The sequence below is a fragment of the Rhodococcus sp. UYP9 genome (assembly GCF_040547235.1).
Lineage (GTDB): Bacteria > Actinomycetota > Actinomycetes > Mycobacteriales > Mycobacteriaceae > Rhodococcoides.
Window position 1 is genome coordinate 907,819 of the sequence record NZ_JBEPPH010000001.1, and the last position, 21,979, is coordinate 929,797.

The 21,979-nt window shown below is 62.3% G+C and carries 18 protein-coding genes and 1 pseudogene; 5 read left to right on the plus strand and 14 right to left on the minus strand.

Annotated features, from left to right (window positions below; all coding sequences use genetic code 11):
- Positions 1 to 14: 14 nt before the first annotated feature.
- From ABIB36_RS04230 to ABIB36_RS04265, 8 genes are all read right to left on the minus strand, one after another.
- Positions 15 to 725: a response regulator gene (locus ABIB36_RS04230; RefSeq protein WP_084344985.1), complete on the minus strand. Its 711-nt coding sequence runs from the start codon at positions 723 to 725 to the stop codon at positions 15 to 17.
- Complete coding sequence (locus tag ABIB36_RS04235) at positions 706 to 3,264, minus strand: sensor histidine kinase (RefSeq protein WP_354559238.1); 2,559 nt, start codon at positions 3,262 to 3,264, stop codon at positions 706 to 708. The genes ABIB36_RS04230 and ABIB36_RS04235 overlap by 20 nt, the downstream gene beginning before the upstream one ends.
- 34 nt (positions 3,265 to 3,298) lie before the next feature.
- Complete coding sequence (locus tag ABIB36_RS04240) at positions 3,299 to 3,937, minus strand: potassium-transporting ATPase subunit C (protein ID WP_354559239.1); 639 nt, start codon at positions 3,935 to 3,937, stop codon at positions 3,299 to 3,301.
- A 1-nt stretch (position 3,938) separates the two neighbouring features.
- Positions 3,939 to 6,035, minus strand: a complete 2,097-nt coding sequence (kdpB, locus tag ABIB36_RS04245; protein ID WP_354559240.1) for a potassium-transporting ATPase subunit KdpB — start codon at positions 6,033 to 6,035, stop codon at positions 3,939 to 3,941.
- The gene (gene kdpA / locus ABIB36_RS04250; protein WP_354559241.1) at positions 6,032 to 7,813 is read right to left on the minus strand and encodes a potassium-transporting ATPase subunit KdpA; all 1,782 of its coding nucleotides are present in this window, start codon (positions 7,811 to 7,813) and stop codon (positions 6,032 to 6,034) included. Before kdpA ends, kdpB begins: the two co-directional genes overlap by 4 nt.
- Before the next feature lie 4 nt (positions 7,814 to 7,817).
- Entirely contained in the window at positions 7,818 to 7,916 is a 99-nt protein-coding gene (gene kdpF / locus ABIB36_RS04255) for a K(+)-transporting ATPase subunit F (RefSeq protein ID WP_125458724.1), read from the minus strand.
- 657 nt (positions 7,917 to 8,573) lie between these two features.
- Positions 8,574 to 9,044 (minus strand): cyanase, encoded by a 471-nt coding sequence (gene cynS, locus ABIB36_RS04260; RefSeq protein WP_354559242.1) that lies wholly within the window; start codon positions 9,042 to 9,044, stop codon positions 8,574 to 8,576.
- Positions 9,045 to 9,141: 97 nt separating this feature from the next.
- Complete coding sequence (locus ABIB36_RS04265) at positions 9,142 to 9,759, minus strand: carbonic anhydrase (RefSeq protein WP_354559243.1); 618 nt, start codon at positions 9,757 to 9,759, stop codon at positions 9,142 to 9,144.
- 131 nt (positions 9,760 to 9,890) lie between these two features.
- On the opposite strand from ABIB36_RS04265, the pseudogene cynR reads away from it, so the two are divergent.
- A pseudogene (gene cynR, locus ABIB36_RS04270) lies at positions 9,891 to 10,754 on the plus strand (transcriptional regulator CynR); the annotation flags it as partial.
- Between the two features lie 151 nt (positions 10,755 to 10,905).
- Here cynR and ABIB36_RS04275 read toward each other — a convergent pair.
- Complete coding sequence (locus ABIB36_RS04275; protein ID WP_084344977.1) at positions 10,906 to 11,889, minus strand: MerR family transcriptional regulator; 984 nt, start codon at positions 11,887 to 11,889, stop codon at positions 10,906 to 10,908.
- A gap of 15 nt (positions 11,890 to 11,904) precedes the next feature.
- Positions 11,905 to 12,570, minus strand: a complete 666-nt coding sequence (locus ABIB36_RS04280) for a HEAT repeat domain-containing protein (RefSeq protein ID WP_179142137.1) — start codon at positions 12,568 to 12,570, stop codon at positions 11,905 to 11,907.
- A gap of 90 nt (positions 12,571 to 12,660) precedes the next feature.
- On the opposite strand from ABIB36_RS04280, the gene ABIB36_RS04285 reads away from it, so the two are divergent.
- A complete protein-coding gene (locus tag ABIB36_RS04285; RefSeq protein ID WP_354559244.1) occupies positions 12,661 to 13,146 on the plus strand; it encodes an SRPBCC domain-containing protein in 486 nt (161 codons plus the stop codon).
- Here the strand turns inward: ABIB36_RS04285 and ABIB36_RS04290 are convergent.
- From ABIB36_RS04290 to nhaA, 3 genes are all read right to left on the minus strand, one after another.
- Positions 13,143 to 14,459, minus strand: a complete 1,317-nt coding sequence (locus ABIB36_RS04290) for an NAD(P)/FAD-dependent oxidoreductase (protein WP_354559245.1) — start codon at positions 14,457 to 14,459, stop codon at positions 13,143 to 13,145. The genes ABIB36_RS04285 and ABIB36_RS04290 overlap by 4 nt on opposite strands.
- Before the next feature lie 521 nt (positions 14,460 to 14,980).
- A complete protein-coding gene (locus ABIB36_RS04295; protein WP_218775684.1) occupies positions 14,981 to 15,268 on the minus strand; it encodes a helix-turn-helix domain-containing protein in 288 nt (95 codons plus the stop codon).
- 302 nt (positions 15,269 to 15,570) lie between these two features.
- Positions 15,571 to 16,893 carry a Na+/H+ antiporter NhaA gene (gene nhaA / locus ABIB36_RS04300; protein ID WP_354559246.1) on the minus strand — a complete coding sequence of 441 codons (1,323 nt, stop codon included), beginning with the start codon at positions 16,891 to 16,893 and terminating at the stop codon, positions 15,571 to 15,573.
- A 345-nt stretch (positions 16,894 to 17,238) separates the two neighbouring features.
- On the opposite strand from nhaA, the gene ABIB36_RS04305 reads away from it, so the two are divergent.
- On the plus strand, positions 17,239 to 19,143 hold the full coding sequence (locus tag ABIB36_RS04305) for a BCCT family transporter (RefSeq protein ID WP_084345056.1): 1,905 nt from the start codon (positions 17,239 to 17,241) through the stop codon (positions 19,141 to 19,143).
- Between the two features lie 69 nt (positions 19,144 to 19,212).
- On the opposite strand, the gene ABIB36_RS04310 is transcribed toward ABIB36_RS04305, so the two are convergent.
- On the minus strand, positions 19,213 to 20,409 hold the full coding sequence (locus ABIB36_RS04310) for an MFS transporter (RefSeq protein ID WP_256895271.1): 1,197 nt from the start codon (positions 20,407 to 20,409) through the stop codon (positions 19,213 to 19,215).
- A 74-nt stretch (positions 20,410 to 20,483) separates the two neighbouring features.
- Here ABIB36_RS04310 and ABIB36_RS04315 point away from each other — a divergent pair, with 74 nt between their 5' ends.
- Positions 20,484 to 21,356: a LysR family transcriptional regulator gene (locus tag ABIB36_RS04315; protein WP_084344972.1), complete on the plus strand. Its 873-nt coding sequence runs from the start codon at positions 20,484 to 20,486 to the stop codon at positions 21,354 to 21,356.
- Positions 21,357 to 21,540: 184 nt separating this feature from the next.
- Positions 21,541 to 21,885, plus strand: a complete 345-nt coding sequence (locus ABIB36_RS04320) for an ArsR/SmtB family transcription factor (protein ID WP_354559308.1) — start codon at positions 21,541 to 21,543, stop codon at positions 21,883 to 21,885.
- The last annotated feature ends 94 nt before the right edge of the window (positions 21,886 to 21,979 follow it).

Genomic DNA, 21,979 nt, shown 5'->3' on the forward strand with positions numbered 1-21,979 from the left:
GCCGGCCATGGACATCACTCGACGAGCCGGTACCCCATTCCCGTTTCGGTGATCAGATGGCGTGGCTGCGCAGGATCGACTTCCAGTTTGCGCCGCAATTGGGACATGTAGATCCGAAGATAGTTGGATCCATGATCGTGGCCAGGGCCCCATACCGTTCTGAGTAGCTCTTTCTGCCCGACGAGTTTTCCGTTGTTGCGGGCGAGCATTTCGAGTACACCCCACTCGGTCCGGGTGAGGTGTACTCGCTGCCCTTCCCGGGTGACGGTTTTCGAGGCCAGGTTCACGGTGAACGTCGAGGTGGTGACGATCGGGTCCACTCGTCCACTGGCGGCAACCCTCCTACGCACCGCAACCCGTAACCGGGCCAGGAACTCGTCCATCCCGAACGGTTTGGTGACGTAGTCGTCCGCCCCTGCATCGAGCGCCTCGATCTTGTCGCTGCTGTCGGTTCGTGCGGACAACACGATCACCGGGACATCGCTCCACCCTCTCAACCCGGCGAGGACTTCGAGCCCGCCGAGTCCCGGTAGCCCGAGGTCGAGCACCACCACGTCCGGGCGCTCGGAGGCAATCGCGCGCAGAGCTCCCGTTCCGGTGTCAGCGGTCACGACGTCGTACCCCCGCGCCGAGAGATTGATGCGCAGCGCCCGCACGATCTGCGGTTCGTCGTCGACGACTAGAACTCGCGTCCTGCCGACGACCTCATCCACGGGTCGCTGCATCGGTAATATCATGGGCCACAGCATTATTGGTCAGCGATGCCGCCGATGCCAACTCTACGGTCATCGTCACTCCCCCACCGGCGGTCTCGGAGATGGTGACCGCGCCTTTCATTGCCTCGACGAATCCACGAACAACCGACAGGCCCAGACCGACGCCTGTGGTGTTATCGCTGTCCCCCAGCCGCTGGAACGCTTCGAACACTGCTTCCTCGGTACCTCTCGCGATTCCAGGTCCGCTGTCGGACACAGTGATCAATGCTCGACTCCCCGCATATGTTGCGCCCACCCGCACCGGCGTTCCGGGGGCGTGACGCAGTGCATTGTCGATCAGATTGGCCAATACCCGCTCGAGCAACCCCGCATCTGCAGCAACCGCCACGTCGTCGACGTCCACGATCACACGCTCGCGGCTGCCGGCGGCGGCCGAACTGGCGAGGGCAGCGGACACCGAGTCCTCGACATAGACCACCGTCGAGCTCGGTGTGATCACCCCAGCAGCCAGTCTCGACGAATCGAGTAGATTCCCGACCAGTCCGGTCAGCTGGTCGGTCGATTCTTCGATGGTAGTGAGCAGTTCGGCGGTGTCTTCCGGTGAGAATTCGACGTCGGTGCTGCGCAGGCTGGACACAGACGCTTTGACTGCGGCAAGGGGCGTCCGGAGGTCATGGCTGACGGCCGAAAGCAGAGCGCGCCGAAGGCGATCCGCTTCGGCCAGACCGGCGGCTTTACTCGCTTCGAGTGCCAGTTCGGATTGCCTGATCAACCCCATCGCTTGATTGGCGACGGCGCTGAGTACACGGCGATCATGTGCACCGGTCTTCGATCCGGACAGAAGAAGAGTGAAGGTACCGTCGGCGGTCTCGATTGCCGTGTCGGCGTCGTCGGGTTCGGCCGGCGGATCCTCTCCGACGGATTCGACGACGCTGCCCTCTGCTCTGATGATCGAAACCGCTCGTTGTGAGTACGTTTCACGGACCCGCTCGAGCAGCGTCCTGATGTCGCCGCCGCGCAGTACTGTCCCGGCGAACAGCGTCAGCAACTCTGCCTCCTGAGATGCTCTGCGCGCCTGGACTGTTCGACGGGCTGCGGAGTCGACGAGAAATGCCACGGCGACTGCCATGATGAGCAGCACTATCGTGGTGACGAAGTTGTCGGGTTCGGCGATGGTGAAGCTGTGTCGCGGGTCCGCGAAGAAGTAGTTGAGCAGCAAGCCGGCAATCAGTGCCGACAACGCAGCCGGCGCAACACCACCGAGGAGCGCCACTCCGAGTACGACCATGAAGAACAGAGCGCTCTCGCCGCCGAGGTCGAGGTACGGATCCACGAGCAGCATCGCCAGTGCGGAGAGGAAAGGGACGATGACCGCAGCGGCCCAGGACACGATGCGACGCTGCGTCGGTACCAGTCGCGCGATCCGCCAACCACGGCTGATTTCGGCGTGAGTGACCATGTGCACGTCGATCTTTCCCGAGTGCTGAATAACCGTCGCGCCGATGCCCGCATCCATGATGCGAGCCCAGCGGGACCGCCGCGAGGTTCCGATGACCAACTGGGTGGCGTTCGCGCCGCGCGCGAACTCGAGCAGCGTGGAGGGCACATCGTCGCCGACGACGCTGTGCATGCTGGCGCCGAGGCTGGCCGCGAGCTTGCGCACCTTGCCCATCTGTGGCGCGGAAACGCCTGCCATACCGTCACCACGGATGACGTGCAGCACCATCAGTTCCGCACTCGACTTCGAGGCGATACGGCTGGCCCTACGAAGCAGGGTTTCCGATTCCGGCCCGCCGGTGACCGAGACGACGACACGTTCCCGCGTCTCCCACGTGTCTGTGATGTCGTGTGAGCTCCGGTATTTCGTCAACGCCGCGTCGACCTGATCGGCTATCCACAACAGGGACAGCTCACGCAGCGCGGTCAAATTTCCTTGACGGAAGTAATTGCTCAACGCTGCATCGACCTTCTCTGCAGCATAAATATTTCCGTGGGACAGCCGACGCCGCAACGCTTCCGGCGCGACGTCGACCAGTTCTATCTGCTCCGCACCGCGGACCACCGAGTCCGGGACGGTTTCGCGCTGCGGAACCCCGGTGATCTGCTCGACCACATCGTTGAGGCTTTCCAGGTGCTGCACGTTCAGCGTCGACACGACGTCGATGCCGGCGTCGAGAAGCTCCTCGACGTCCTGCCAACGCTTCTCGTGTGTGCTCCCCGGCGTGTTCGTGTGGGCGAGCTCGTCGACGAGTACCAGGCTCGGGTTTCGTTCGATTATCGCGGCCACGTCGAGTTCGTGGGCCGTCGATCCCCGATACTGGACCGAGCGGAGAGGAATCTGCTCGATCCCCTCGAGCAGCTGGGCAGTGCGGGCGCGGCCGTGGGTTTCCACCACGCCCGCGACCACATCGCAGCCACGTTCCTGCCTGCGGTGCGCTTCACCGAGCATCGCGAAGGTCTTCCCGACGCCCGGTGCTGCACCGAGGTAGATCCGCAGATCACCGCGGTCGGGTCCAACAGAACCGCGCCTGCCTGCCTTGTTGCTCATACTCCTCGTCCTACCGCATTTGTCCGCTCGGTGCTTAGCGTGTGCCGCAGCCCGGCGCGGTCAAACCGAGCGCAACGTTGAGCTCGGCCACGTTCACTGTCTCACTGCCGAGGAACCCGAACTGACGTCCGTCGGTGTGTTCGGCCACCAACGAGGCGACAGTGTCCTGACTCATTCCGTTGACCGTCGCGACTCGTTCGATCTGAATCTGCGCGTACGCCGGACTGATGTGGGGGTCGATGCCCGATCCTGAACCGGTCAACGCGTCGACCGGAACAGCAGCGGGGTCGACGTTCTCGCGTTCGGCGATCACCTCGCGACGTTCCTCCACGAATGCCGCCAGAGCCTCACTGCTGGGTCCCTGGTTGGTCGGCAATCCCGCTGCCGGGTCACCTGTTGCGAAAGCATCCTTCTCGGATACCGACCCGGTGACGCGGGCATGGAAGAAGGGATCCGGTTGCCCGGGGTCGACCTGTGAGTCGACACCGACGAGGCTGCTACCTACGACGCAGCCGTTGGCGTCGGTCAACGGCGACCCCTCGGCAGAGTTCGAGCCGATACGGCTCACTGCCCAGACTGCCGCTGGGTAACCGATACCCAAGATGACCGTCAATACCAACAGAACCGACAATCCTGCCGCGATCTGACCGAAAAACCTCTGTACGAACCGCATGTCAGCCTATCCCTGGGATGAATCGAACAACGAGGTCGATGAGCCAAATACCGACGAACGGCGTAATGACACCACCCACTCCGTAGAGCAGGAGGTTGCGCCTGAGCAACGTCGACGCACTCGATGGAACGTAGCGAACACCCTTGAGTGCCAGAGGTATCAGCCCGATGATCACCAGTGCATTGAAGATGACCGCCGACAGGATCGCGGACTCCGGAGTCGCAAGACCCATGATGTTGAGTGCACCCAGTTGCGGATACACGACGCTGAACATGGCCGGCAGAATGGCGAAGTACTTCGCCAGATCATTGGCCAGGGAGAACGTCGTCAAGGCGCCGCGGGTGATCAGCAACTGCTTGCCGATCTCGACGACCTCGATCAACTTGGTCGGGTCGGAATCGAGATCGACCATGTTGCCGGCCTCTTTGGCCGCCGACGTACCGGTGTTCATCGCTACGCCGACGTCCGCCTGGGCAAGTGCGGGTGCGTCATTGGTGCCGTCACCGGTCATGGCGACGAGCCGTCCGCCTTCTTGCTCCTTGCGGATGAGGGCGAGTTTGTCCTCGGGTGTCGCTTCGGCGAGGAAGTCGTCCACACCTGCTTCGTCGGCAATTGCCTTGGCTGTCAACGGATTGTCACCGGTGACCATGACTGTCCTGATGCCCATCGCACGCAGCTGTGCAAACCGCTCGGCAATATGCGGCTTCACGACGTCGGAGAGCTCGATGACGCCCAGAGCACGTACCGGTCCACCGATCGGGCCGGATGCGACGACGAGCGGAGTAGCACCCATCTGAGCGATGGTATGTGTCGTCTCGTCGACCTCAGGGTTGATCAGCGGTCCGCCGTTGGCGCGAACCCACTCGAGTACCGAGTCGGTTGCACCTTTCCGGACCTGGACGCCGTCGAGATCGATACCACTCATCCGAGTCTGTGCAGTGAACGCTACGAACTCGCCACCCTTCTCACTGTCGGTTGCCTGCGCAGGCAACGAGTAGTCGCGGGTGCAGAGATCGACGATGCTGCGTCCTTCAGGTGTGCCGTCGGCCAGTGACGACAGCCGAGCAGCAGCTGCAAGTTCTCCGGCTGTGACGCCGGGAGCTGGGTGCAACCCGGTGGCGCGACGGTTGCCGTAGGTGATCGTTCCGGTCTTGTCCATCAGCAGTGTGTCGATATCGCCTGCGGCTTCGACAGCGCGCCCGGACATCGCCAGCACGTTGCGCTGCACGAGGCGGTCCATACCGGCGATGCCGATAGCGGACAGCAATGCGCCGATGGTCGTGGGTATGAGGCACACCAGCAGGGCGATCAGCTTGATCGGATCCTGTGCTTCGCCGCCGTAGGCGCCCATCGGACCGATTGCGACTACCGCAAGCAGAAAGATGATCGTGAGCGAGGCGAGCAGGATGTTCAGCGCGATCTCGTTCGGCGTCTTCTGGCGCGATGCGCCCTCGACCAGTGCGATCATGCGGTCGACGAACGACTCGCCCTGAGCAGAGGTGATTTTTACGACGATCTCGTCGGACAGCACCCCGGTTCCGCCGGTCACTGCGCAGCGGTCGCCGCCCGATTCGCGTACAACCGGCGCGGATTCGCCGGTGATCGCCGATTCGTCGACGGTGGCAATGCCTTCGATGACGTCACCGTCGCCGGGGATTATCTCGCCGGCGGAGACGACTACCTCATCGCCGATCCGCAATTCGGTGCCCGGTACTTCTTCGATAGCTCCCGAAGACGTCCGTCGGCGCGCGATGGTGTCGCGTTTGACGGCGCGCAGGCTCGCGGCCTGTGCTTTACCTCTTCCCTCCGCGACGGATTCGGCCAGGTTCGCGAACAGCAGAGTGAACCAGAGCCAGGCTGTGACGAGCCAGGAGAACACCGACGGGTTGCTCACTGCGAGAACGGTAGTGATGACCGACCCGATGAGTACCACGAACATGACCGGGTTGCGGGCAAGGTGTCGTGGGTCGAGCTTGCCGAAGGCTGCGGGGAGCGAGGTCCACATCTGCCGTGGGCTGAAGTAACCGGCCTTCACCGGTGTCGGCGAGTCGACGACGTCGGCTTCGTTGTCTATCAATCGAGATGATGTGACGGTCATTGCAATGCCTCTGCGATCGGGCCCAGAGCGAGGGCCGGGAAGAAGGTAAGTGCCGCGACGAGTACGGCAGTTCCGAGCAACAGTCCACCGAAGAGCGGGCCGTTGGTCGGCAGCGTGCCGGTATTCGGTGCGGTTCGCTTCGATGTAGCCAGTGATCCGGCGAGCGCCAGAACGAAGATGATCGGCAGGAATCGCCCGAGCAACATGGCAATGCCGAGTGAAGTCTGGAACCAGTCACTGGTCACCGTCAGGCCACCGAATGCGCTGCCGTTGTTGTTGGAGGCAGATGTGTAGGCGTAGAGCACTTCGCTGAACCCGTGTATCGAGCTCGGGGTTCCGGGGTCGCCCGAATTGCCCTGGTAGCCAGTCGTGGACGAGAGAATGACCGAGATGGAGGTTCCCACCAGTACCAGGGCCGGCATGACCAGAACGGACAAGGCAGCGAGTGTGATCTGACGCTGACCGATCTTCTTGCCGAGGAACTCGGGAGTGCGGCCGACGAGAAGTCCACCGACGAACACCGCGATGATCGCCAACACGAGCAGGCCGTACAGGCCGGTACCCACGCCACCGGGCGCGATCTCACCGAACAACATGTTCAGGATGGCAGCGCCACCACCGAGCGGAGACATACTGTCGTGCGCGGAGTTGACTGCACCCGTGGAAGTTCCGGTAGTCGCTACCGCGAACAGGGTCGATCCGGGGATTCCGAAGCGAACTTCCTTGCCCTCCATCATCGATCCGGCGGCCTGAGCGGCAACGCCGCGAGCACCGGATTCAGCGAGAGCAACGACGGTGAGCATTGTTGCGAACAGTGCAGCCATGACTGCGAGCAGCGTCAGACCCTGCTTGCGATCGCCGACCATCGTTCCGAACGTGCGTGTCAAAGCGACCGGAATGAGAAGGATCGCAAGGATTTCGACAACATTGGAGAAGGGAGTCGGGTTCTCGAACGGGTGCGCAGCGTTGGCCGCCATGATGCCGCCACCGTTGGTTCCGAGTTCCTTGATCGCTTCCTGAGAAGCAACCGGTGCCAACGCATTGCTCACTGTCACACCGTCGAGACCGGTCGAGGCGAATCCCGAGCTGAAGGACTGAATAGCGCCTTGCGTCAACAGGATCAGAGCGATGATGAACGACAGTGGCAGCAGGATGCGAAGCGAAGCGCGAACGAGATCGACCCAGAAGTTGCCGATCTCCCCACCGGTACGGACCCGTACGAATCCGCGAATGACGGCGATGGCCACGGAAATGCCGACCGCGGCAGAAACGAAGTTCTGCACAGCCAAGCCCATCGGCTGGGTCAGGTTCGACAGCGTCGTTTCGGGGGTATAGGACTGCCAGTTGGTGTTCGTGGTGAACGAGACAGCGGTGTTGAAGGCGACCGACGGGCTCACTCCCGACAAACCGCCGTTCAGCGGCAGCACCCCCTGAATCCGTTGCAGCACATAGAGAAAGACGACGCTCGCAGCAGAGAAGCCGAGCAGCGACAGCGAGTAACCCACCCAGGTCTGCTGTGAGCGGGGATCGATTCGGCAGATCCGGTAGATCCACGATTCCACCCGCAGGTCGGCCCAGGCGGTGGTAGTGCCACCGCGGGTCCGCTGGAGTGTCGCAGTGCCACCTCCTGATGCGTGGCCGGAGCCGGCACCTTCCTCGTCGGTATCGTGTTCGGTGGCGAAAACCTTCGCCATGTAGTCGCCGAGTGGAACATAGGCAATAGCCAGAACAGCCACGACGAAGGCAATCTGAAGTCCGGCAGCCAGAGCGGCATTCATATGATCAGAACCTCTCTGGATCGAGTAGTGCGACGAATAGGTAGATCGCCGTCAGAGCAGCGATGACCACCAGGACGATGCTGATGATTCCGTCGGTGGTCACTTCGTCTTCACCTTCGAGGTTGCAGTGTTCGCCAACAACCGCAGGATCAGTGCACATACACCGAATCCCACGGCGGTGACGGCGAGATAGCCCAGATCAGCCATGGATGTTCATGCCTCTTCGACATAGTGGGGTCAACGCATATAAGCGCTGGTCGACGGACACATCGCCCGACGTTCATGGATATGTCTACGCCGACAAAACCACCCCGCCGAAGATCCTTACGGTTCCTTTATGCCTCGGCCGACAGTCATGACGCGAAAGTGACGAGTGCACGCGAATCTGTGTCATAGCTCTCGGGCAGCCCGCGCCGGCCCGGCAGCGTTGCCCCTGTCCGACAATGTGATCGCCATTCTCGCGATCGGTGTAACGCAGGCGCGGGCACTTGGACACGAGCGCTCACTGCGCCGACAGTGGTAAACCCTGTCTCTGCACAAGCGTCGAGCTTGGGCGTGAGCTCAGGGATGGGTCTTTCGTCGTACGTCGGTTCTACCAGGATGCCGGCGGCGGTGCGGTCGAGACACCTCAACGGATTTCGAGACGTCGTCCATGAGATGTCCTTCGGGGACGGGATCGACGGGTCGGCCGGGGGCAGGGAGCGGGGCGGGCCGGAGTGTCGGGTCAGGCATTCCGGTGCGCCCCCGCTGTCCGGTGGGATCAGAAAGGCTTGGTGGGCAGGTACTTTCCGTCGAGGGTGATGACTGCCCGCTCACCGCCGTCGGGATCGGCGACCTTCTCCACGTCCAGCTTGAAGTTGATTGCGCTGATGATGCCGTCGCCGAACTGCTCGTGGATCAGGGCCTTGAGGGTGGTGCCGTAGACCTGGAGCATTTCGTAGAACCGGTAGATGGTGGGGTCGGTGGGAATGCCGCCAGGAATGGACCCGCGGGACGGGATGGCCTGCAGTGCCATCGCGTCGTCGGCGCCGAGGCCGAGGAGTTCGGCGACTGCGTCGGCGGCGTCGGTGGGCAGCGGGTGCTGACCGAGCACGGCAGCGGTGACGAAGGCGACCGAAAGTCCGGTGACGTCGGCGATCTCCTGCCAGCTCAGGTCCTTGCGAATCTTGGCGTCGACGGCGGCGACGGCCAGGTTCTGGCGGACGGTCGGATCGAAGTGTGCGTGAATCATCAGGGGTATTCCTTTTGTACGGGCTGCTCCATGAAGCGGTGCGAGGCAGCGGCGTTGTGGATCCCGCGCAGGTGCGCGGGATCCGGACTGCGGGAGGTCAGGCTGCGGTAGCGGCGAAGCGGCCGGTGGTGGGGTCGGTCTCTTCGACCATTCCGGTGCCGATGTCGTAGACCCAACCCTGCAGAGTGAGGGTGTCCTCGGCAAGAGACCGTGCCACCGAGGGGTGGGTGGCCAGGTTGGCGAGCTGGGCGAGCTGGGCGAGGACATTGTTGCGGACCAGGGTGGTGACCCTGTCCAGATCGGTCCCGGCGGAGACCGTTCGAGCCCGGGCTGCGTCGGCGTGACGCAACCAGTCGGCGATCTCGGGCAGTCCGGTGAGGTCGTGCCCGTCGGCCAGGGCGGTCATCGCGCCGCAACCGGAATGCCCACAGATGATGATGTCGGCTACGCCCAGGACCGCGACGGCGTACTCGATGCTCGCGGCCACCCCGTCGGAGCCGGGTGTGTAGGCGGGGACAAGGTTTCCGGCGGTGCGGATGACGAACAGCTCGCCCGGCTCGCGCTGGGTGATCAGTTCGGGCACGACGCGGGCGTCGGAGCAGCTGATGAACAGCGCAGTGGGCTCGTGGGTGGTGGCCAAGTGCGCGAACAGCGTCGCCTTGGCGGGGAACACATCGTGCTGAAAACGCCCGACGCCTTCGGTGAGGTTGTGCATGGGGGTTCACTCCCTTCTGGACTTCGACCCTGTCGGGCTGACGAGATTCAGCGTGCATGAACAGCACCTATAGTGTCCAAGACGTAGTAGGTATCATTATCATTGATGACATCTATAGTTGTCCTATGGCCTTGGAACTTCGTCACGTCCGGTATCTACTCGCGGTCGCCGAGCACGGCAACTTCACTCGCGCCGCCGAAGACCTTCACGTCTCACAGCCGACCCTGTCGCAGCAGATCAAACAGCTCGAGCGCACCATGCGTGTCCAGTTGCTCGACCGCACGGGCCGCACGGTGCGGCTCACCGACGCCGGCGAGGCATACGTCCACTACGCTCGCCGTGCCCTGCAGGACCTCGCCGCAGCCGAACGGGCGGTCCTCGACGTGCAGGACCTGACCCGCGGCAGCCTGCGTCTGGCGATGACGCCGACGTTCACCACGTACCTCATCGGGCCCCTCGTCGCTCGATTCCACACCCACCATCCCGCGATCGTGCTGGACGTGCGGGAGATGACGCAGGACCGCATCGAAGCGGAGTTGCTGGCTGGCGATCTCGACCTCGGAATCGCTTTCAGCGGACCACATCTACCCGGCATAGAAGCTACGTCACTGTTCGCCGAGGACCTCAGCCTTGTTGTCGGCGCGGGCCATCCGCTGGCAAGCCGCGCTGAGTCGCTCCCGGTGAGTGACCTCGCCGAATGCCCAATGGCATTGTTGCGCGGCGACTTCGCCACCCGTGGCCACATCGACACCTATCTCACCGAACACGCTGTGCGGCCAGTGATATCGGTGGAGGCCAACTCGATCACCGCACTGACCGAGATAGTCGAACGAACTTTGCTCGCTACCGTGCTGCCGGCCGCCGTCACCGTCGATCATCGCGACCTTCGTGTCATCTGCCTCGACCCGCCGCTTCCCTCGCGCACCGTCACCCTGCTGCGCCGCGAAAGCGCCTACCAGAGCGCCGCAGCCTGCGCATTCACCGATCTCGCACACCACTGGGCCGACGCGAACCCGCCACCGGGGAACCCCACTGGGGAGGACGCACCGCATTTCGATCACCGGGCAGATTCTAATTCTGTTCTCCCGCATACGCTTCGCCCCCACTCGGCTGCGCGTGTCGGTAAGCGCGACATCGGCGCCGGTCTCACAGACTCAGGATCGCCGACGCGGTCCCGGCAACAGTCCGGTCACCGTCCCGGGTCAACTCGGCAAGTAGGTCACGGGCCCGGGCGCCCGGAATCTCGGCGAGCGCCTGCGTAATTCGCAAACGGGTCGCGGCGTCGACCGTAGCGTCGAGCTTGTCCTGCATCGCTCGGATGATGTCTCTCGAAACGGTCGGGTCGTCGGCCAACAGTCCCAGCACCTCGGCGGCCTCGACATCGGACCGCCCTTCGACCACGATTCGAAGTAGAGCAGGCACTGCCTCGACGACTCGCCTCGCGCCGAGTTCCAGGGCGGCCCGATCTCGTACCGCCACGTCACAGTCGGTGAGAGCAGTCGTCAACAGCGACGTTGCTTCGGCGGTGGGTATCTCCGCGATTGCGGCGGCTGCACGACGCCGAACCGCGACGGACTCCGATACCAGTCCGACGGCCAGCGCCGTCAACCCCTCACCGCCTCCTCTCGCCAGCGACCATCGAAGCGCTCCAGCGACATTCAGGTCATCCTCCGAGAGCGCCGCTTCGACGAGCGCTTCGACGGACAGCGGGGCTCCCTCGTTCTGGGCCAGCACCGCTTGCTGACGGCGGGCACCCGATTCCGATTCGAGCGCGCGGAGCAACGACACGATGCCCATCACGTCCTCCCACTGCGAGGCTCCCCCGACGCGCTCGAGGTTTTCGAGCAACTCCTCCTCCGCGGCAATCCGCGCTTTCGTATGACGAATCAACTCCGCCACCAGATCTGCCGGCGCGAAGTCCGGTTCGTCGAGCGCTCGCTTGGCATCGTTCAACGACATCCCCAGAGTCCTGAGGGATTCGACCTGGAACAATCGACGAATATCGTCGGTCGAATACTCGCGATAGCCACTGGACGTGCGGCCCGTCGGCTTCACCAACCCCACTGCGTCGTAGTGACGCAACATGCGGGTGCTGACCCCCGAGCGCCGGGACACCTCACCGATCAACAATTTTCCGCCTCTCTCCTACATCTCTGTACCGGTCACCGCGACGCGCTTTGCCGCCTCGACTGAGAGGGTGAAACCACTCTCGGGGTCATCCAGCAGTCTTTCCGTCGCCGCCGCATGAGCCCGGACGCGTGGATCACGGCTCGCTCCAGCGGCATCAAGAGCCGGCGATGCGTCCGGCCCCAGCGTTGCCAACGCGCGGCTCATGCTGCACTGCATGTCATGGTCACCCCGTCCGAGCGCCTTGACCAAATTGGCCGCGAGCTCACCCTCGGCGCCCGACGGGACGAGGACCACGGCGGCACGCCAGGCGCTGAGCGCAACCTCGTCGTGCGCGTCGTGCAGCAGTGCCGATACTGCCGGCCATGCCGTCCGATCACCGATCTTGGAAAGAGTGTGCAGTGCTTGACTCCGAGCCTGTGGCGTGGTCGAAAACAGCTCCTCGAGCAACCTCGGTACCGTGATCTCCGGCGGAAGTCGGCACAATGCCCACGTCAGCATGTCTCGAACGAAGAAGTCTGGTTCGACGGCACACCGCGCCAGCAAAGCCTGAGCCAGGCCCGGATTACCCAGCGTTCCGGCGGAGAGGGCCGCCCGAAGGCGCGTCGAAGAATTAGTAGCGGCAAGAGCGTCGAGCAGGCGAGTATGCGGCTCGCCCGGGTTGGTCGTGTTCACGACAACCACCTCCTTCACTCGACTACTCCACTCCTTGTCACAGTGTCAGGGTCAAGCGATGAAGTCACTCGATGACGGACAACGGTGCATAATTGGCCGATGAAACCCACCGGGCTCCTCCGCCGGACGGTCGACGGTATCGATCTCGAGTTGACCCGAGCGATTGCAGCCTCCCGGGAGGACGTATGGGGGTCGCTCACCGAATCCGACCGCACGGCGCTGTGGTTCGGTCCGTGGGAACGATTGCCGGAGAAGATGATTCGTGTTCAGATGGCTTTCGAGGAAGGCTCACCCTGGTCCGAGATGCGCATCGACGCCTGCGAGGTGCCGTCCCGACTGGCGGTTTCGACGATCGGCGATGCCGGAAGCTGGAAGCTGGAAGTTGTCCTGACCCAGTCCGAGGGCACCACACTCGTAACGCTGATTCAGCATCTGAGCGACACCGAAGGTATCGGTGAAATAGGCCCCGGTTGGGAGTACTACCTCGACATGCTCGTCAACTCTCGAAACGACGAGCCACTGCCGACTTTCGACGACTACTACCCTGCCCAGGCTGAGTACTACTCCTCACTCTCACCCCGCTAGCGGTAGGGCCTACGCGCAGTTTCCGGGTCTCCGAAGGTGATCGCTCGCTCGCGGCGAGAACCGGTCGCCAGAGTTGCAGCCCAGTTGATCAGCGTGCCGACGCGATTGCGGGCTCCCGAGAGAAACGCGATGTGGATGACTCCCCAGGACACCCATCCGAGGAACCCGGACATCCGCAGCGGTCCGGCCTGGACGAGCGCGTGCCCGCGGGAGATGTAAGCCGCGGTGCCGAAGTCTCGGTATCGGAACGCCTGTCGTGAGGCGATCGGGTCGGTCCGATCGGTGGCGATGACCGAACCGACGTGACGCCCACCCTGCATGGCGACCTCGGCGACACCCGCCAGATCCTGATAGGACATCAAGTCGCCGACGACCCAGATGTTGCGGTGGCCCGGCACCGACAGATCCGACTCGACAGCAATTCGCCCCGATCGATCCTGTTCGACACCGAGCGCCTCCGCAAGTTGCCGAGCAAACGGAACTGCCTCGACGCCCGCGGTCCACAGGACGGTTCGAGTGTCGTAACGAGTGACCGTCTTCGGCTCTGCCTTCGACGTGGTTTCGACGTCGGTGCCGGTGACGTCGGTGACGTGCACACCCAAGTGCGTTTCGACACCGACGGTATCGAGGGTTTTCTGCGCCGCAGCGGACAACTTCCTGTCGAACGAGGGCAGGACTCGATCGTCGCCGTGGAGTAGCAACACCCGCGCCTCACCTGGGTCGATTGACCTGAACTCGTCCGCCAACGCCCTGGTTGCCAGTTCGCGGATCTGTCCGGCCAACTCCACGCCCGTCGGCCCCCCGCCCGCGACGGCGAACGTCAGCCAAGGCCGCCGTTCCTCTGCGGTGGACAATGCTTCCGCCATTTCGAATGCCGCAATCAACTTGCGACGGACGGTCAAAGCGTCGTCGAGCGTTTTCATGCCCGGCGCGTGCTGAATGTACTCGTCGTGCCCGTGGTAGGACTGCCGCATACCTGCGGCCACCACAAGGTAGTCGTAGGGGAACTCGTAGGTCGTACCGTCGAATCTGCTCGCGGTCACCACCCGGATCTCGGGATCGACTGCGGTCGCCTCGCCGAGTGCGACGTGAGCGTTTTTCTGCCTGCGCAGTAGGTGCCGGAGTGGACTGGAGATGGATCCTTCGGACACCAATCCCGTCGCACATTGGTAGAGCAGGGGTTGAAAGACATGACTCGTTCCGCGCTCCAGCACGGTGACGTCCACATCACTCCGACGTAGTGCGCGCGCGGCGTACAGTCCGCCGAATCCGCCGCCGACTATCAACACCCGAGGCCGAATCTGCGCGGTCATGAGGCGCGACCACCGCGGCGAGCAGGGTTGGGCGCAGACGGCGTCATACACATGACTGGTTCTCCTCGCGAAGTTTTAGGCGGTCCAGTTATCGAAGATAGACCGGGGCCTTGGGGGTGGGCCGGACACTCGGAAAAATCTATGGTCGCTGGGGTAGACATTGTGGTTTCTGTGGTTTACAGTAGTTCTCGTACACGAAAGAAGAGATCGAAAGGCGCGGGAGAGGACGAACTACCCGCGAGAAGACCGGCGGTTCGAGTTTTTTTACATCACCGCCGATGCAGGTGCAGTACAAGCAGGGCTAGTTGGTAATTGGAAGAAGGGAGGAGTTGCATCGTCAGTTCGCCCACGTTGTCATGTTCTTCGGGCGAACACCGCAAATGTCATCAGGCAAGTGGAAATAGATGGTAGTAATTCCCCACCAGGGCCCCGGTGCGATCTTGCACCGGGGCCCTTCGTCTATCAAGCACCACGAAGGCTCGCGCACACTTCGGATTTGCGTACTCAGCGGTGAAAGTGGCTCATACCCCGGTGCTGGATGATCCGTCCGAACCGTCGATGACTTCCTGAAGATCGGCATTGGTACGGCGAGCGGCCGCAAGCTGATCCTCGAGGACGACGATGCGGCACGCGGCATCGAGCGCAGTGCCCTGATCGAGCAGATCACGGACCCTCGACGCAATCCTGAGTTGGAAGCGAGAGTATCGACGGTGACCGCCCTCGGACCTATGCGGAATCAACAAGTTCGCCTCGTCGAGGCTGCGTAGAAATCCGGGAGTCGCATTCAACATCTGTGCGGCGGTGCCGATGTTGTACGCCGGGTAATGCTGATCGTCGAACTTGTCGCCTGCCGACGTATCGTTCACATCGCTATTGCTTTGGTTCACAACACCTTCCGGATGAGCTCGTTACTGGGGCCGGCACATGGAGACCGCCACACACGAGCAACACCATCATGGCGCCAAGCCTGGTCCATTCACCTGAAACGACACAAGCATCACACGCCCCAAGGGTCGATTCAGACGAATAATACCGCTCACGCTGCAAAGATGTCTACCGTAGCCACAGGAGATTTACCTGGACCGGTAAGAGCTGCGCGAGTCAGACCCGACTAGTTGTCGCGACTGATCGTGTCCGACTGATAGACGTCGGGAATTCCGTCGTTGTCGTCGTCGCAGGTCTCTTCTTCGTAGATGCGCTTGTACACCTTGTTGCGCATGCGCAACAAGGCAGAAGCCAGCAGTGCGGCGAGAATCGATCCTGCTAGGACGCCGATCTTGACGTGATCATCGCGCTCGGTACCCGGACCGAATGCGAGGTCGCCGATCAGCAAAGAGACCGTGAACCCGATGCCTGCAAGGATCGAGATCCCGAGGATATCGATCCACTGGACAGACTTATCGAGTGAAGCGCGAGTAAATTTCGACAGCAGGAACGTCGTCCCGAAGATGCCGACAGTTTTGCCTATTACCAATCCGAAGATGATGCCCAGTGCAATCGGATCGCTGAGTGCGCTGGTCAAACCACTGAAGCCTCCGACGGTGACCCCCGCGGCACAGAACGCGAAGACCGGGATGGCCACGCCCGCGGACAGCGGGCGGATTCGGTGCTCGAAGTATTCAGCCAGACCGGGCCCGGCATCAGGGCCACCGAGCGCGCGACTGCGCGCCACCGGGACTGCGAACCCGAGCAGGACGCCTGCGACGGTCGCGTGGATACCCGATTCGTGCACCAGTGTCCAGGTGACGAATGCGAGCGGTATCAGAATCCACCACGCCCGGACACGCTTTTGAACAGCGAAAGTGAACAAAGCAAGCGGAATCAGTGCCAAACCGAGAGCAACGAAATTGACGTCGTCGGTATAGAAAATCGCAATCACGGTGATCGCGAGAAGATCGTCGACCACAGCGAGCGTGAGCAGAAATGTCCGTAGTGCAGTGGGCAGATGTGTACCGATTACGGCAAGGATCGCGACCGCAAACGCGATATCGGTAGCAGTGGGGATAGCCCAACCCTGCAGTGCGCCGCCACCAGTGTTGCGGTTGAAAGCGACGAAAATAATGATCGGAACTACCATGCCGCCCAACGCGGCCGCGATGGGCAGTGCCGCACGCCGAGGATCGCGCAGGTCGCCGGCAACGAATTCGCGTTTGAGTTCCAGACCGACGACGAAAAAGAAGATCGCCAGCAGACCATCGGCCGCCCACGTCGACAGCGTCAGATCCAGATGTATCGCCGACGGCCCGACCTTGACGTTCATCAACGACTCGTAACCGTCGGCCCACGGCGAATTCGCCCACGTCAACGCCGCAACAGCAGCAATGAGCAGCAGGATGCCGCCGACGGTTTCCTTGCGCAGAATCGCGGCGACGCGATCCGCCTCGGACCAGGATCCGCGGGAGAACAGCGGCAACCGCTGCGAGCTGGACGACATATGTGGCGAGCCTTTCGTTGAGCATCCGCAGCCACCGTAACGACGCTCTACTGACGGGACGTTCGGCTTGATCGGCAAGCATTTGAGCATGATCGGACCATGCCGACCAGACTTCCCGGCGCACCGGAAACCAGTTTATCGGTTACTACGTCTGAACGACAACCGAGTAATCGCGCCCGCCACTCACCATCGGTTGGTCCATCGGCACTCGTCCCCTGCTCGTTGGCACGGCTGCACTCGAAACCGGTCGATTTGGTCAGGCTTCGCCGGTCGCATTACCGTAAGTTCGAATCGATATCACTTTCTCTACATATTCACCAAGCAATGCAAGGGATCTTCCTCGATATGAATTCTGTGATCACAGCGTGGCGTGGCCTACGCAAACCGGTGTTCATTCCGGCGTCATTGATAATTTTGGCGATGATCACCTTCTCGGTGGTTTTCGCAAGCACCGCCTCCGATGCATTCGAATCACTGAACACTGCAATCACCAACGGTGTCGGCTGGTGGTACATCCTCAGTGCCACTGGATTCGTGCTGTTCGCCCTGTATTGCGGCATCAGTCGCATCGGCAACATCCGCCTCGGCCGCGACGACGAAAAGCCTGAGTTCGGCGTTTTCTCGTGGTTCGCCATGCTCTTCAGCGCAGGGATGGGCATCGGCCTGGTGTTCTATGGCGTCGCCGAGCCACTCTCGCATTACGTGAACCCACCGGAAGCGGGGCGGATCGAGGGGTCGACCGACGGTGCGGCGAACCAGGCGATGGAACTGACGCTCTACCACTGGGGCCTGCATGCCTGGGCGATCTACGTGGTCGTCGGGCTCGGGCTGGCCTACATGACCTACCGCAAGGGGCGCCCTCTCTCGGTTCGATGGCTGCTCGAGCCGTTGCTCGGCCGAAAGCGCATCGAGGGCTCCATCGGTCACGTCATCGATGTCATCGCTATCGTCGGCACCTTGTTCGGCGTCGCGACCTCGCTCGGCTTCGGGGTCCAGCAGATATCGGCCGGCCTCGAGTATCTCGGCTGGATCGAGTCCAGTAACTGGCTCACGGTCATTCTCATCGTGGGCGTCACCGGACTGGCAACATTTTCCGTGGTCTCCGGTGTATCGAAGGGCCTGAAATGGCTCTCCAACATCAACATGGTGCTCGCCGCCAGCTTGGCAGTATTCGTACTGATCCTCGGGCCGACCTTGTTCTTGATGCAATCCTGGGTGCAGAACCTCGGTGGCTATGTCCAAGCCCTACCGGAGTTGATGCTGCGCACGTCCCCGTTCGCCGATGACGGCTGGGCGGGTGCGTGGACAATCTTCTACTGGGGCTGGTGGATGAGCTGGGCCCCGTTCGTGGGCATGTTCATCGCACGCATTTCGCGTGGCCGCACGATCCGCCAGTTCGTGTTCGGCGTTCTGTTGGCACCCACCATCATCGGCTCGCTGTGGTTCACCATCTTCGGCGATGCCGGCATCCTGCGTCAGCGCAACGACCAGGACATGCTGACCGCCGCCGGTGAGGTCGATACCAACACCACCCTGTTCAATCTGCTCGACGGATTCCCCCTCGCCACGGTCACGAGTGTTCTCGCAATCCTGGTGGTGGTGTTCTTCTTCGTCACCTCCTCGGACTCGGGGTCCTTGGTGATCGACATCCTCTCGACCGGTGGCGATCTCGATACCCCGAAGATCACCCGCGTGTACTGGGCAGTTCTCGAGGGCATCGCGGCGGCAGTCCTGCTCCTGGTCGGTGGATCCGGATCACTGACGGCGTTGCAAACAGCGTCGATCGCGACGGCGGTTCCGTTCTCGATAGTCCTGGTTCTTGCGTGCATCTCGATGCTGAAGGCCTTCCACTACGACGTCGCCACCACCCCCAGCTACGTCCGAATCACCGCAACAGGCGAGGCCTCCAACGGTGCGTTGGTGGCAGCGAACAACAATTCCGCCGGACCAGGACGTCGCAAGCGTGGTGCGGGAATCTCCTCGACCTTCGCCGGTCTCGCGCCGTCTCGGGAAAACGTCGCGACACCCAACTCCGAGCACGTGGTCGTCGCTGTCCATCAGCTCACGTCCGACCAGATCGGAATCGACCCGAACACCGGCGCAGTCGAGTACTCCCCCGGCGAGGCGCGACGCGATCCGCTCGGTGGAGAAGTGTTCGATTCTCAGGAGTTCGTCGACTCCGCAGAGGGCCACGCACAGAAGGCGGAGGGGCAAGTGCAGAAAGCCCAGTCGTCAGACCTGCCAGAGTAGAAGCAACTTGCCGTCATGTCGGCGGTCGTGCCCGGATCGAGTCTGATCCGGGCACGATGCATATGTGGGTCACCGAGGGCTTCCGTTTCGATGCTTGCGCTGCTCGGCGAGCCACAGTCCGAACCCGATCGTGGGAAAGCCGGCACCGAGCACGCAGACTCCTGTCCAGCCGGCCTGGGTGTAGGCCAGCACCGACAGCGCGCTCCCGATGGAACCCGCCGTGAAGTAGGTCGTCATGTAGGCGGTGTTGAGTCTGCTGCGGGCGTCGGGCCGCAGGGGATAGAACAGGCTCTGGTTGCTGATGTGCGTACCCTGAATGCCGAGATCGAGCAACGCTACGCCGGCCGCCAGCAGGAACACGTTGTGTTCTCCGAGTGCCACAAGCACGAAGCTGAGCGCCGTGAGAGCCACGAACCAACCCGTCTGGCGTTGCGCATAGCCGCGGTCGGCCAACGTTCCGGCGAGCCGCGCGGCCAGTGCACCGGCAACTCCGACGAGGGTGAACAGTCCGATTCGAGCATCCGACCATCCGTATCCCGGCCCCGACAGTAGAAATCCGATGGACGTCCAGAACACCCCGAACGACGCGTAGGTGAGCGTTCCGTATCCGATACGCCACCGGAGCACCGGTTCTTCGCGGATGAGCTCGAAGACAGAAGCCAGCAGCGCTCGATACGACGAAGTCGCGCTCGGCGGCACGACGGGCAGCGTGCGAACCAGCAATGCGGCGACGACCATCAAGATCGCTGCGACGACGAAGACCGCTCTCCAACCCGCGACGTACGCAATCAATCCGGCTACTACGCGTGAGAGCAGAATGCCCAGCAGCAGACCTGTCATCACGTTGCCGATGACTCGGCCTCGTTCTTCTTCGGCCGCCAGCGAGGCAGCGAACGGCACCAGAACCTGACCGACCACAGATCCGACCCCCGCGACCATCGCGGCACATGCCAACACCTGCCACGACGGTGCTACAGCCATCACCACGAGGGACGCGCAGGTCACCGCGAGCATCCAGGTCATCAGCTTCCTGCGCTGGATCATGTCGCCGAGCGGTACGAGAAATGCCAGCCCGATGGCGTACCCCACTTGACTGGCGGTCACCACCAGGCCCACTCGCATCATCGAAGCATCAAGGCTGTCGGCGATAGCCCCCACCAGCGGCTGGGCATAGTAGCTATTGGCAACCACCAATCCGGAGATCACTGCCATGATCCCGACGAGCCGCCCGTTCATCCGAGTCGTCGAGGGCAGTTCAGAGTGCATGTGCCCATGGTCGACAACTCCCGACGTTCTGTCCAACATGTTATTCCGTACTCATTCATTGATAGAATCGCTCAATGGAGTTGCGACAGCTCGAACATTTCACCGCCGTAGCAGCCGAAGGCCATTTCACCCGGGCGGCGTCCCAGCTACATATTTCGCAATCCGCGCTCAGTTCGTCGATCCGGGCACTCGAGAAGGAGATCGGCACCGCGCTCTTCGAACGCACGACGCGCAGAGTGCTTCTCACCGCCTCCGGGTCGGTACTGCTTCGGTATGCACGCAGAATCACCGGTGACGTCGCCGATGCACGCGATGCCCTGCGTCAGATCTCCGACGGTGAAACCGGCACTGTCGCAATCGGAACCGTCCAAACGTTCACTGCCATCGACTTGCCCGCTACTCTGGGCCGATTTCACTCCGCCCACCCGGGTGTAGCAGTGACCCTGCGCGAAGGAACCACCGCCGAGTTGCTCGATGCACTCGTCGGGGGAAAGCTGGATCTGGCGTTCGTCGCACTGGATGCACAACCCCTGGAGGTCGGGATTTTCGCGCTGGCGACCTACACCGAGTCGTTGACTCTCGTCGTAGCCGACGGACATCCTCTGGCACAACGAAAGTCAGTTTCGCTCGCCGAGCTCGCCGACTACCCGTTCATCGACTTCGAGGCCGGCCGCGGCTTACAGACCGTCGTCGACGCGCTGTTCGACAATGCAGACGTCGACCGTGACATCACATTCCGTATCAGCGACATGGATCGATTGTTGGGGTTGGTGCGTCACAGCCTCGGTGTCGCGATAATTCCAGAGCCTCTTGCGCGGCGACATGCCGGCCTGTCCACGGTTGCCATCGACGTACATCCTGCTCCCACAAGAGAATTGACATTGGCATGCCGCACCGAGGAACCCACCAATTCGGCGGCGCGCTCGTTCATCGGTGAACTCGCTTGAAAGTCAGCCGTGCCTATCGTCAGCGGTCGGTCGAGATGAAAAGACAGACTGGTCGACGGGGTGCAATCCCGTCGCCACCCAGGCTAGTTGCTAAGATTCGCAAGTATCACGACCGTGGGCTCCCGACAGTCCTGCTCGAAAAACTGGAGGCGTAGTGGCACATTCACGCGAGCCCTTGTATCGAATGAAGGCCGACTTCTTCAAAACCCTCGGGCACCCTGCACGCATTCGCATCTTGGAGCTTCTGAGCGAGCGCGAGCATGCCGTCTCCGAAATGCTCCCCGAGGTCGGTATCGAGCCGGCGAATCTATCTCAGCAACTCTCCATTCTGCGGAGAGCAGGCTTGGTTGCCGCGCGTCGAGATGGACTGTCCGTCTCCTACGCCCTGACGTCACCGCGCATCGCCGACTTGCTGACCACTGCGCGGACCATCTTGACGGGCATGGTCGCCGGGCAGGCCGAGATGCTGGTCGACGACGCAGCTGCCGCGGAATCGATCGCCGCGACAGCCAAGGTGGCCGAGCAGTAGAACTCGCACGACGTCGAGGGCAGTGTCGAACTTCACGGGCCCACCGCCTTCATTACTTGCTAATCTTAGCAAGTAATGAAGTAAGAGTTCATCT

What these genes read in the sequence shown, in the direction of transcription:
- ABIB36_RS04290 (WP_354559245.1), bottom strand. Translation starts at nt 14,459, where the DNA reads ATGACCGCGCAGATTCGGCCTCGGGTGTTGATAGTCGGCGGCGGATTC.
- ABIB36_RS04235 (WP_354559238.1), bottom strand. Translation starts at nt 3,264, where the DNA reads ATGAGCAACAAGGCAGGCAGGCGCGGTTCTGTTGGACCCGACCGCGGT.
- ABIB36_RS04305 (WP_084345056.1), top strand. Translation starts at nt 17,239, where the DNA reads ATGAATTCTGTGATCACAGCGTGGCGTGGCCTACGCAAACCGGTGTTC.
- ABIB36_RS04265 (WP_354559243.1), bottom strand. Translation starts at nt 9,759, where the DNA reads ATGCACAACCTCACCGAAGGCGTCGGGCGTTTTCAGCACGATGTGTTC.
- ABIB36_RS04285 (WP_354559244.1), top strand. Translation starts at nt 12,661, where the DNA reads ATGAAACCCACCGGGCTCCTCCGCCGGACGGTCGACGGTATCGATCTC.
- ABIB36_RS04320 (WP_354559308.1), top strand. Translation starts at nt 21,541, where the DNA reads ATGAAGGCCGACTTCTTCAAAACCCTCGGGCACCCTGCACGCATTCGC.
- ABIB36_RS04230 (WP_084344985.1), bottom strand. Translation starts at nt 725, where the DNA reads ATGCAGCGACCCGTGGATGAGGTCGTCGGCAGGACGCGAGTTCTAGTC.
- ABIB36_RS04310 (WP_256895271.1), bottom strand. Translation starts at nt 20,409, where the DNA reads ATGCACTCTGAACTGCCCTCGACGACTCGGATGAACGGGCGGCTCGTC.
- nhaA (WP_354559246.1), bottom strand. Translation starts at nt 16,893, where the DNA reads ATGTCGTCCAGCTCGCAGCGGTTGCCGCTGTTCTCCCGCGGATCCTGG.
- ABIB36_RS04315 (WP_084344972.1), top strand. Translation starts at nt 20,484, where the DNA reads ATGGAGTTGCGACAGCTCGAACATTTCACCGCCGTAGCAGCCGAAGGC.
- cynS (WP_354559242.1), bottom strand. Translation starts at nt 9,044, where the DNA reads ATGATTCACGCACACTTCGATCCGACCGTCCGCCAGAACCTGGCCGTC.
- kdpA (WP_354559241.1), bottom strand. Translation starts at nt 7,813, where the DNA reads ATGAATGCCGCTCTGGCTGCCGGACTTCAGATTGCCTTCGTCGTGGCT.
- ABIB36_RS04240 (WP_354559239.1), bottom strand. Translation starts at nt 3,937, where the DNA reads ATGCGGTTCGTACAGAGGTTTTTCGGTCAGATCGCGGCAGGATTGTCG.
- kdpB (WP_354559240.1), bottom strand. Translation starts at nt 6,035, where the DNA reads ATGACCGTCACATCATCTCGATTGATAGACAACGAAGCCGACGTCGTC.